Annotated in this window: 10 protein-coding genes; all 10 read right to left on the bottom strand. The window is 45.3% G+C overall.

Annotated features, from left to right (window positions below; translation table 11 throughout):
- A complete protein-coding gene (locus ACMA1I_RS12465; protein ID WP_337068682.1) occupies window positions 1–1,137 on the bottom strand; it encodes a DUF4249 domain-containing protein in 1,137 nt (378 codons plus the stop codon).
- Window positions 1,138–1,142: 5 nt separating this feature from the next.
- Entirely contained in the window at window positions 1,143–3,920 is a 2,778-nt protein-coding gene (locus ACMA1I_RS12460; protein ID WP_337068681.1) for a carboxypeptidase-like regulatory domain-containing protein, read from the bottom strand.
- Window positions 3,921–3,991: 71 nt separating this feature from the next.
- A complete protein-coding gene (locus ACMA1I_RS12455; protein WP_337068680.1) occupies window positions 3,992–4,732 on the bottom strand; it encodes a hypothetical protein in 741 nt (246 codons plus the stop codon).
- Between the two features lie 468 nt (window positions 4,733–5,200).
- The gene (locus ACMA1I_RS12450) at window positions 5,201–6,343 is read right to left on the bottom strand and encodes a glycosyltransferase (protein ID WP_337068679.1); all 1,143 of its coding nucleotides are present in this window, start codon (window positions 6,341–6,343) and stop codon (window positions 5,201–5,203) included.
- Window positions 6,343–7,317: a glycosyltransferase family 2 protein gene (locus tag ACMA1I_RS12445; protein WP_337068678.1), complete on the bottom strand. Its 975-nt coding sequence runs from the start codon at window positions 7,315–7,317 to the stop codon at window positions 6,343–6,345. Before ACMA1I_RS12445 ends, ACMA1I_RS12450 begins: the two co-directional genes overlap by 1 nt.
- Before the next feature lie 4 nt (window positions 7,318–7,321).
- A complete protein-coding gene (locus ACMA1I_RS12440; RefSeq protein ID WP_337068677.1) occupies window positions 7,322–7,840 on the bottom strand; it encodes a DUF4199 domain-containing protein in 519 nt (172 codons plus the stop codon).
- Between the two features lie 35 nt (window positions 7,841–7,875).
- A complete protein-coding gene (locus ACMA1I_RS12435) occupies window positions 7,876–8,385 on the bottom strand; it encodes a DUF4199 domain-containing protein (protein ID WP_337068676.1) in 510 nt (169 codons plus the stop codon).
- A 62-nt stretch (window positions 8,386–8,447) separates the two neighbouring features.
- Window positions 8,448–9,710 (bottom strand): dihydroorotase, encoded by a 1,263-nt coding sequence (locus tag ACMA1I_RS12430; protein WP_337068675.1) that lies wholly within the window; start codon window positions 9,708–9,710, stop codon window positions 8,448–8,450.
- A 1-nt stretch (window position 9,711) separates the two neighbouring features.
- The gene (locus ACMA1I_RS12425) at window positions 9,712–11,721 is read right to left on the bottom strand and encodes a BatA domain-containing protein (RefSeq protein WP_337068674.1); all 2,010 of its coding nucleotides are present in this window, start codon (window positions 11,719–11,721) and stop codon (window positions 9,712–9,714) included.
- Window positions 11,722–11,872: 151 nt separating this feature from the next.
- Window positions 11,873–12,098 (bottom strand): hypothetical protein (locus ACMA1I_RS12420; RefSeq protein WP_337068673.1); only part of this gene is annotated, 226 nt, incomplete at its 5' end.

Raw genomic sequence — 12,098 nt, 5'->3', positions numbered from 1 at the left:
TTACCAATAAGACGGTTTTACATTTGTTGCCGAAACCCTACAATCCACGCAGCTTTTGCTTGAGATGGTATACTGTAGCTGGCCTGCTTCTATATATTCCGCAACGGGTAAATACCCTCCAGATTCCAGGTAAAGGATAGCATCACCAACATCAAGGGTATCTAGTCTGCAATTTGCGCGTGGCCTTCTCCATCTACCGGGCAACTCCGAGCGACTTATAAAAATGCGCTTCTGTTCCACAGAGTAAGCTCCAACATAGCCAATGACAATTTCATCTGGGTTAGATAGACAAGATATATTGCCAATGAGCTGAGAAGGCAATGGATCGAACAAGGTGCCCAGGCTCTCGGTGTTTTTTCTAAGTATATCGTAATACTCGAACTCTTCTTTTGAAATGGCATACTGGCGCACCAGTATGCTATAGCGCGACCTTAGCTTAGTGGAAACAGAGGGAATACGCAGCAACCGGAATTCGCTTACCCGATCGTCGCTCAGTTTAAGCGTGTTGTTTAACAGAATGTTGGTAGACTTGCCGAACTGATAGCAACGGTAAATTTCATCACTGTCGGCATCACGTCGTTTTATTTCGTTATTAACGTACTCCAGCTCCGCATAATACTCTGCTAAATATTCCCAGGCATCGTCGTAATCCCAGCGGTAATAGCGGGTCTGGTTAAGTGGATCGTGGGTATTTACAAACACATCCAGCCCGGTATCGTCGGGTTTCCAGCTTATAGAATCTATAGGCGGAGTCTTTTTGGCCGTTACCAGTTCGGAAGCATACTCTTTATTCGCTGCCCTGATTCGGAGTCTGCACTTGCTCATTCCCTTTAATTCGCTTCCATTGTAGGTGTAAGTCCCCGGTATGGCTTCTTCGAGCGTAGCGGTGGCTCCATTATCTCCTTCTACCCAAACTATGGCTCCTGATTCTACTGTTGGCGCGCTATCATCGGAGAGGTTTTGAGCCCTGCTAAGTTTTATGGTAGTAGCACCTTCTCCAATGTTAATAAACCCGCTTACAACCAGAAATCTGTTTGGTGCAACGATGACATTTGGCATATAACGTTCTTCGCAGGCACTTATCAACAACAGGAGCAGTAGCCAGCATACATGTTTCGTAAAATCCTGAATGCGCATGGTGGTTAAAATCTAAAGTTGTAGGTAATGGTAGGAATAGGTCTGCCGAAGATAGACAGCTTGTACCCGTTTATTTTTCCCTGCTCCGACCGGAAATAAACTGAGTAAGGATTTTTGCGGCCGGTAAGGTTATACACAGCCAGGGTCCAGGAACTGTGGGCAAGTTTGCGGACTTTATGATTTCCCTCTATGTTCATAGCGAGGTCTACCCGGTAAAAATTGGGTACTCTGTACTCATTTCTGTCGGAGTAAAATACCCGCTGTATATCACCATCATAATATTTGGCAATAGGCAGTGTAATGGGGCGACCAGTGCTGTAGGTAAAGTTAAGGGAAGTGCTGAAACGCTGGCTGAAGCGGTAATTACTGATCATGGTAAAGTCATGGGGCTTGTCGAAGTTACTTGGATAGTACTCACCATTGTTAATTATTTCCGAAAAGGTGGCGTTATTTACCCTAACCAGGGTGCGGGAATAGGTGTAGCTAACCCAACCGTTTAGCTTACCGGTAAGCTTTTTCAACATAATTTCCACACCGTAAGCCTTGCCTTCGGCGTTTACCACATCGCGCTCAATCTCGTGGTTCATAAAGAGTGTGGCCGCACTTTTGTAATCCAGGAAGTCTTGCATAGTCTTGGTATAACCCTCTACAGAGAACTCTACCGTATTGGCTCTAAAATTTTGGTAATAGCCAAGCGCGAACTGGTCTCCTACCTGTGGCCTGATATTAGAATCGCTTAGTTTCCAGATATCTGTTGGCGACACAGCTGTAGTGTTAGAAAGCATGTGCAGGTACTGGCGCATCCTGTTAAAGCTAACTTTTACTGAAGAGTTATCAGTCAGGCCTAAGCGAGCCGATAGTCGGTACTCGGGACCGTGGTATGGAGCAAACCTATCGCCACGGCCATAAGTAAGGGTGTCGGTTACGGTGTACTCTGTTTTCGGAACGCCTGGCGCATAAGTGAATACCTGCCTCGGCCCCATGGCCTGGAACATAGAATAGCGCAGCCCAACAGAGACAGATAATCTTGGGCTAATGTCAAACCTATCTGATATATAAAAAGCACCCTCCAAAGCACGCTCATCCTGCAAGCGATCCGGTATTACCAGCGATTCTGATCCTAGTGGCTGCAGGCTACCTGCTCCCACATCGTACAGTATGGCACTAGCTCCAAAATCTATGGTATGCTTCGAGCTAGGGAAATAGTTAAAATCAGCCTGAACGTTAGCCTGATTAATACCAAATGTCATTTCAGAGGCATTTACAGGATTTTTATCGCTCGAAATGGCATAGCTGTATTGGCTGTAGGCACCTGTTACCACACTGTACAACTTATTATGAAATATATGTTTCCATTTTAAACTTGCACTGTAGTTTGAGAAGCTGTAAAGGGTATCGGAGCCAAGTTTGAATTTATCGTTACTGGTGTACCCTGATAGATACACAGTGTTCTTATTATTAAACTCATGAGTAATCTGAGCATTGAGGTCGTAGAAAGAGGCCCTGCTTTGGTTATAGTCGGTATCTGGCAGCTGCCGCAACAACCAATTAGAGTAGGTGGTGCGCCCTCCAATCAGAAAGGAGGATTTGTCTTTTTTGAGTGGCCCCTCCAGCGTGAGTCTGCTGGTGAGCAAACCAAGTCCACCGGAGCCCGCGATTTTTTTCTTGTTGCCATCGCGGGTGGTTATTTCCAGCACCGACGATAAGCGGCCTCCATACCTGGCTGGTACGGCACTCTTATATAACTCCACCGATTTGATAATATCCGGATTAAAGGCAGAGAAAAAGCCAAACAAGTGCGAGGGGTTATAAATTGTGGCATCGTTAAACAGAATCAGGTTTTGGTCTGTAGAACCGCCCCGCACGTTCATGCCGGTACTACCCTCCCCCACAGACTTTACTCCAGGCAGGGTCAGCATAACTCGTAAAATGTCGGTTTCGCCAAAAGCAGTTGGCACCTGTTTTATAGTCCTGATGTCTAACCGTTCCAGGCCCATTTGCAGGCCTGATACGTTTCGGTCTTTCTCAGCTTCTACCAACACCTCCTTCAGCGTCCGGACATCTTCCTGAATATCTATGTTTAATTTACCATCGGAGTGGAGCAGCAGCAGGCGCCTGGTATTTTGTATACCAATGCCTTTGATCTTGAGTTCGTGCCTGCCTAAAGGCAAAGTAAGCGCATAATATCCATACTGATCGGAGGTTGTGCCAATGAGCGGAGACTCTATGTAAACAGATGCTCCAATGATAGCTTCTCCGGACTTTGCATCGCGCAAGTGGCCCGCCAGGGTAGCCTTGCCTGTTGTTTTATCTGATTTAATGCCAATCTCATAAAGCTTAATGTCAGATGATGCCTTTTTGCGAACCTGTTCCTCTGCCAGGAGTGGTACAGCAACTTCTGGAGAAGCGGCATCTGTTGTATCTGCGGCTCTTTCGAAAAAGCCTGCCGGAAGATCGGATAAGAATGCGCGGCCGCGGGTAATAAACACTTCGTGTTGCCGGCTAATGGCAAACTTCAGGGCAGTGTCCTGCAGCACCTGCCGCAATACCAGTTCCAAGGGTTGCTGCTGCACCTGCAGGTTAATCAGCAATGTATCTACGTCAGCATTGTCGTAGTAGAAATGGTAAGGTGTAGTAGCCTCCACGGCTTCAACAAACTCACTAAAGCGGCTGTTCCGAAAGTCTCCGCTTATCAGTATTCCTTCAGTTTGAGCCTGGCCTGCCGAAATATTCATCAGCAACAAGGTTATTACCAGCAGGAATACTCTGTAAAGTGGAGCCATGGCACGTAATAGTATGGAAATGAATGGTTTGTTCTAGTGTAAGGCCTTTCGGAAGCCAATAAACCCCTGCTTTACTTTGTGAGGCTAACATACTCAGTGGCCACTGCAACAATCGTTTTTTCTTTATTTGCTCTGAACTTGAGATCCTGGACGCGGTAAAACCTTTTCAGCTCCTTTTTCTGGTCCTTAAAAACCGTGTAAAGCGATCTTTTGCTGGTGATAGGATAATACCGAAGGTCTTTTTGAATATAGTAACCATCCGCTCGCCTGAAGACTGTCTTTATCAACCTGTTTTCAGGCACCTCTTCTATTATTTTGGCGCGCTTTGCCAGCACCAATACTTCATTCTGAAGTAACAGTTCGTAAAATCCACTTTGAAAAGAAGTTAAGCTATCTGCGGGGAAACGCTGGAAAACTTGTCCCTTCCAGTTAAACTGCGCCACCTTTTGTGAAATAAGTTTCTGGTTAAAGGCCCGGCTCTCCAGCTTAACAATCAGCTCATCCTTTACAATATCGTACAGCAGTGGCACCTGCTCGTACAAAATGCCTTCGTATACCACATCTCCTTTTACAAGTTCGTCTGTAACCAAAAACTGATGCCCTTCCCGCAAATATTTTCTGTAATCGAAATACTCGATGCCTGTATATAAATGGGCAGAGTTGCCAATGGCATTACGGTAAGCACCAACAGCCTGGCTTATGGCGGCCTGCACAAAGGCAGTATCTTTTGGTTGTGTCTGCGCCAGCACTGCTTGTCCTGGTAAGGCAGTTAATACAAAAAAACAAAAGAGGAAGGGAAAGACTTTGCTCAAACCAGAAAGTTGCATACGGCAGCGGCTACTATTACTGTTTAAACAAAATAACAAAATATTCTTGAAATTTTAACTTTATCCAGCAAAATTTTATCATTCAATTTTACAAATTGAATAAACCTAGAAAAATACAAAGACAGCAGAATAGCTACTCTCTTTCACACAGGTGAGATGCTTTGAAATTTAAATTATTCAAATAAAAATAGCCTTCCAGAGCTAATAATTGAAATCAGGGCACTAGACACAGTATCTTTATTAGTCTGTTTATCCACGTTTTCGTGCTTTACCCAGTGACTTCCTGGAACTGCCGACGCAACAAGATATTATCGGCCTATTCTTAAATCTTAATATTCTTACATCAGCAGATTATTATATCAGCATATTGAGCTAAATTCTTCTAATGAAAATGGCCTTCCAGAGGTGTTTTGGTCTTAAAAGGGTCAGGCCATTGCTCAGGAGGTAGGTAGGTTAGAGTTTTATAGCGAGTTCATGCACCTGCTGCACAAAGCTACTCCAACTAAAGCGCTTTTTATAGCCCTGCATATTCTGAGAAAAGGCAGAGCCTTGTGCTGTTTTATAGAAGTGTTCAATAGCCTGGGCGATAGCAGCTGGCTGAGGCTCCACCACATACCCCACTTCGCCATGAGGCACCAGCTCCGCTAGTCCACCTACATTGGTTACAACCATAGGCTTGTTAAAGTGGAAAGCTACCTGTGTTACTCCACTTTGAGTGGCATGCTTATAGGGCTGCACCACCAGGTCGGCAGCACAGAAGTAATGACGTACCGCCGCGTTAGAAATAAATTCAGTATGCAGCACCAGTTGCTCCTCAATGCCTAGCTGCCTCATTAGTTGCATATAAGGAGCTGCATCTTCGTAAAACTCGCCGGCAATTATCAGTTTCAGGTTAGCTAGCTGCTTTACGGGCTCCTCTGCCATAGCCTGCAGCAACAGGTCCAGCCCTTTGTAGGATCGAATAAACCCAAAGAACAACAGGTAGCGGGTATCCGGATCTAACCCCATGGCAGCACAGGCTTCGGCTTTAGATTCCGGAGCTCCAAAATTATCGTAAAGGGGGTGGGGCAGGTAAATGGCAGGCTTACGGGGCTCAAACTGCTTCAGATCCTGTAGCACTGCCCCCGACATAGCCACAAAGCCATGGCAGGCGCTAAGAAAGTATTTTGTAAAAGGGACATCTCCTACCCGCTTCTCATGCGGCACCACGTTGTCGGTAATAGCTAAAATATGGCTGTGCCTGTTTAGGCTAATAACGCGGGCAATAGTGCCGAAGCAGGGGCCCATAAAAGGAAGCCAGTACCGAAAAATAACCAGGTCAGGGCGCTTTTTTCGGATGTAGTTTCCGGTTTTCAGCCAGCTCAGAGGGTTTACCGAGTTCATGAGTACCCGTATGCAAAGACCTTCCGGAGCTGGTTCATCAGTGAACTGAGTCTTGCCAGGGAAAAGAAAGGAAGGGTACTGTAAGCTAAACGTGACGATCTCTACCTCATCGCCGGCTTCCTGAAAAGCCTGTGCCAGGCGCTCGTTAAACGTAGCCATGCCTCCACCTCGTAGCGGATGCGCGGGGCCTACAATAACTACACGCCTTGCCATTATTTTTTAAGCATGCCCACCCGCTCCTTTATCAGGTATTCATTCTTATTTTTTGCTGTAAGTGTAATCATTTCGGCTAGAAACCCTGCCAGGAACAGCTGCACGCCTACAACAACTGCAACAAGTGCCAGAAAAAAGAGAGGCTGGTCCACAACGTCGCGAATGCGCCCATCGGAATACAGCCGGAATACCTTCTGCAGAATAAGCCAGAGCGTTACAATAAATCCGAAGAGAAAGCAAAAAGTACCTAACGTACCGAAAAAGTGCATAGGCCTTTTGCGGAACCGCGATACAAAAGAGATGGAGAGAAGATCCAGGAAACCAAAAATAAAGCGTTCTATCCCGAATTTTGTTTTACCATACTTACGCTCCTGGTGCTGCACCACCTTTTCACCTATCTTCTTAAAGCCATTCCATTTGGCTATTACAGGAATGTAGCGGTGCATTTCGCCATGTACTTCTACCGTTTTTACGACCAGTTGCCGATAGGCCTTAAGGCCACAGTTAAAGTCGTGCAGGTTAATACCAGACAATTTTCGGGTGGCGGCATTAAACAGCTTGGAAGGAACGGTTTTAGTAACCGGGTCGAAACGCTTCTTTTTCCAACCTGACACCAAATCATACTTCTGATGCTTGATCATGTCGTACAGCTCCGGAATTTCTTCCGGACTGTCCTGCAAGTCAGCATCCATGGTAATAACTACTTCGCCGGTACAGCGTTTAAATCCTTCGTTCAGGGCGGCAGATTTACCATAGTTCCGGTTAAAGCTGATGCCCTTCACGGTATGGTCTTCTACGCTGAGTTCGTTTACTACGTCCCACGACCGGTCGGTGCTGCCGTCATCCACTAAAATAATCTCATACGAGTACCCATGGGCGTGCATCACACGTTTAATCCACCGCACTAGTTCAGGCAGCGACTCCTCCTCATTAAAAAGAGGTACCACCACCGAAATATCATAAGCGTATTGCATGTATTTATTCAAATTCTGGCCGGTTCTTCTTCATGATGGCCGAAATTATTAATGAAAGAAAAAAGCCAATCAGCGCAAACCCAGCTAAACTCATAAAAATCATCATAAAGGGGCCGCTCATACTTTCTCCTATGGCAAGGGCAGCATCAATCTGTTCATCGCTCATGCCTCTATCCTCTAGCTCCATGCGTTGCTGGTCCATGATGTTGGCAAAATGTGCTGTATCGATAAAAGTGGTATAAACAACCATAAACAAGCCGCTCATTAAACCGATAATGGTTGCCACCAGTGTGCCAATACCTAAGCCCTGGCCATAAGACATAAAAGAGTCGTTACCCTTTTTGTACTGTTGCATCGCATATATCATGGCCCCCACCAGAATGAAATAAGACAGAAAGGCAAGCCACTTATTGGTGCTCTGGTTAAAGATCATCAGCATAGCCGAATAGAATATGGCTATTAAGCCTCCGGCAATACCATATTTAAGTGCAACAGAAGTTACGGTAGGTCGATTTTCAGTCATAGGTTTATTTATTTTAGAGATACAGGTACATATTATTATTTTCTAAAGAAAACTGCAGCCACAACCGAAATCAAACTGCCTACTACCAACCTCGCCATAAAGTCGAACGAAGCGAGACGGCTCAAGCTCATAGAACCTAGTTCCTTCAGGCTTTGCTCATAAATTTCCTGCCCATACAGTTGTATGCTTTCTTCTCTGGTTGCCTCTAATATTCTCTGCATTTCGGCCAGATACTCTTTTACCAGCTCATGCCCAAAAAAGTATAGAAAAATAAACAATAACATGGCTGCTACCAGAGCCGTGTAAAAGGAGATCGCCAATCCAACCCGCAGGCCTTTAAAAAAGCTAAGTTCGGTATCAAGGAACTGCTTGTAATATTTCATTCCCAGAAAAATAAATACAGGAAGCGCAAAAAAACTTAACCTACCTGATTCATTTAATGGATTGTAACCTATAAAATAAGTTAGAAGGACAAGCGCAAAACTGGCTATTCCGCATATAACGCCATACCTTACTCCTATCCGTACTATTGCCTGATTAAACATTTGTGTTTTCTGATACAAGAAGGATGGTTGTACCTCTTGTAGTAATTACAAAATAAAATTATTTAGCGGAGCACGACCTGCCCCTTGTGTATGATGCCAAGTACTGTTCCTTTCAAAGCGTGCCCGTAAAAAGGACTGTTCTTGGATTTTGACTTCGTTTGGCCCTCTTCTGGAGTCCAGGTCTGGTTTGGAATAAACAGCGTGAGGTTCGCCTGTTCGCCTACAGCCAGGTTTGCCTGTGGTAATCGAAGGATCCTCCGCGGATTAATAGCCAGTTTTTCTACCAAAGCCTCCGTAGAAAGCACATCGCCCAGCGAAGTGTTGGCTACAGCAAAAGCTGTCTCCAGGTTTATGATTCCAAATTCCGCCAAGTCAAACTCCAGGTTTTTCGCCTCCGGGTCGTGTGGCATGTGCAGGGAGGTCAGCACGTCAATTGTTCCATCGAGCAATCCTTCTTTAATTGCATCGGCATCCGCCTGGCTTCTAAAGGGGGGCACTACTTTAAAATTGGTGTCGAAAGGCAGGATAGTTTCGTCAGTGAAATAAGCTTGGTAACTGGCTACATCGCAGGTTACCTGCATTCCAGCTGCTTTTGCCTGCCGGATACTTTCTATTGCCGCTGCCGTAGAGATGGCTGAGAAATGCAACCTGCCCCCAGTGTAGGAAAGTAATTGCAGATCGCGGGTTACCATTACCTCTTCAGCTATGGCTGGCATACCTTTCATTCCCAAACGGGTACTTGCTTCCCCCTCGTGCATCTGCCCGTAATTGGTCAAGCGGGTGTGTTCTGGTTTGTTCAACAGAAGTCCATCAAACATCTGCACATACTGCAATGCCTTTAGCAATACATCTGCACCTTGCAAAGGGTTAAGCCCATCTGTAAAAGCTACTGCTCCCGCCCGGTGCAAGTCTATCATTTCAGTGAGTTCTTTTCCTTCGGCATCGGCCGTAATGGCAGCCGTCGGGTGCAAGGTTACAGGCAAAGGTGTCGACTTACTTTTGATAAAGCTCACCGCCCCTTTTGTTTGTACTACAGGCTGCGCATTAGGCAAGCACACCACTTCGGTAAAACCACCAGCCGCTGCAGCCGCTGCCAACGATTCCAGGTCTTCTTTGTGCTCCAAACCAGGTTCACCGGCAAAGGCAAACATATCTACCCACCCCAGCGAAACACATAAGCCATCGGCCTCAATGGTCTGATCTGCCTGTCTGGCTTCAGGACCTATGTAGCGAATAGTACCGTTCTCGATAAAAATATGCTGTTGTTGTAAATGGAATTCTGATTCTGGGTGATAAATGGTTGCAGCCTTGATGAGTATGTTCATGCTAAAAGAATCTTATGAGGGCTATTTCTGCCATTAAGAAAATCAGACACAATATTAGGCAATATTTCCAAAGCTTTACACCAAAATATCGTTTTTCGAATTCTCCTTGTACAGAAAAGGCATCTCCATAATTATATACATGCACATTTTGCTGGCTTGGTTTAAAAAAACTGCGCAGTTCATCGGGTGTGTACTGCTCCAGAAGTGATTCTTTTTTCGGGTAATTAAAGGCAAGGGTCGTGAAGGTAGAGTCGCCCAGGCGTAAATCGTAAAAGCCTGCCTGGTCTATGGCATCCGGAATAGTGAAGTATAAGTTCCCGCCACGCAGCTGCTGCTCTGGAATAAACTCAAGACTATCCTGTGTCAGTTTAAAAATGCCTTCCTGCCGGCGAGGCGCAGTTACAGGTAAACTAACAGTGGCACCATCTAAGGCATAGGATAGTTGTTGCTCCTGCTTATAGCTGGCAATGGCCAGTTTATACATAACCGGCACAAACAGTGCATGATTTTGTAGCTCATTAAAGCGGCCTTCCAATGGGGCTGCTAACAGAAATACTTGCCCATTCCCTCTACTAAACCTCGAAAGAAAAGGAGAACCTCCCCTGAACCTCAATATATCATCTGATGCCCTAGACCAAGCCATAGTTCTAGCTGCGGCAGGCATCTGCATTTTAGGATCGAACTCTGAAAATATGCTTTTAAAAAACGGATTAGCAGGATCAGGAGCCGCTACTGCTGTTTTAACAGGTTCGCCAGCTGTAGTGGCCGTAAGGCTAGCTGCAATATTAAGATCCTGCATCAGGCTATTATAACTTGCGTTATCGGGCTGCCCGGATGGAACAATTACCAATGTACCACCGCCTTTAACAAAGGTAGCCAAAGTAGATGCCAGTGCCGAAGAAATATTCTTGATGCCATGTAAAATCACTGTATGAGCAGCAGCTGCACGTGCATAATCGACATTGTTCTGTTGAAATTGGGTTAGTCTGAAGAAAGATTCGTTCCTGTACAAACGCGGTAACAAATCAGTCGAGCCTTCGGTAATTTCAACAATTTCGATGTTGCTGGAAGGAGCCATGACAAAATGATACACATTATCAAACTCTACCGGATAATCCTCAATGAGCACATAAGCCTTATTTACACCACTGCCCAGCACACTAAAGTTTACTGTTGTTTCTGTAAGCTGCTGCGCGGGCAAATCTACGCTTAGCGCCGCTACCTGCCGCTCGTTTACTATAAGTTTTACATTACAGTCTTCTACTGCCTCAGTTCCTGCATTGTACAATTGAATATGTAGTAAATTTTCTCCTGCTGGCCTGATAAACTCATCTTCCAGATAAATCGAATCAATGACAACATTAGCAATAGAAGCTGCCTTTATTGGAACTAAGTGAATTTGCTTTGTAGAATCTGCTTCAGAAAGGCTAGCTGGTTGAAAGGTACTTCTTTGGAAGTCAGAAAAGATAAAAACATGCTCTGCAGTCCGTTCTCTAGGGAGAAGTTGAAAACCAGAGCCTGAAGCATAATTTAAATCATTTATCAGGGAGGATGCCGCTGATTTGTCTAGTATACCTCTTTGGTTACTTTGTGCTGCTGTAAAGAGCCTAAAGGTTGCCGATGAAGGAAAGAGATCCAGCATGCTTTGAGCTTGCTCTGTAGCGGCAGTTAACAAAGGTACATCCTCCTCCGCATGCGTGTTTTGCATACTGAAAGAATTATCGACAACCACGGAAACCTGAGAGGCATCAGCAGGCACGAACGAATCTGAGGCAGGTAAAAAGGGTTGAGCAAACGCCAGCACGAGAAATACTATAAAAAGAATCCGACAAATAAGAATTAGGATTTCTTTCAAGTTTCTTTGGCTAGCCGTGATATCCTTAGAAGTCTTGATTAATCTAACATTACTAAACTCCACCCGCTTGGCTTTTCGCAATTGAGCCAAATGCAGAATAATAGGAATACTAGTAGCAGCTAAGGCGAATAAAAATGTAGGATAAAGAAGGGCCATGTTTCAAGTTAAACAGCTACAATCAAATAAACAATATTATACTTGGTAAGAAGTTAAAGAAGAAGCAGTGGAAGGAAGATTTTTGCTTTTACAACCCACTATCACTATTAGTTATGCAACTAACGCCTGAGGTGAGAACTTGTTTTAATAGTCAGATACAAATAAGAAGCTGCTCATCAGGAGATGGTATGGATTTCTGGCGGGGCCTGTGGGGGCGGCAGAGGAGGCAGGCAGGTCTTGGTGGGTGTGCCGCCCACTGTAAGGTACCGGCTTTGTAGCTGGGCGGCCTTAGGAGCGGGCAGTTGTGGCTGCGGGGGTCTATAAAACGCAGACGGCCCCCGTCCAATTGGAACGGGGGCCGCTGGTTGTTGGGGTTG

The sequence above is a fragment of the Pontibacter sp. 13R65 genome, from assembly GCF_047525655.1.
Taxonomy (GTDB): Bacteria; Bacteroidota; Bacteroidia; order Cytophagales; family Hymenobacteraceae; genus Pontibacter.
The sequence above is the reverse complement of the archived record's forward strand: the minus strand, read 5'-3'. Positions and strand labels throughout refer to the sequence as shown.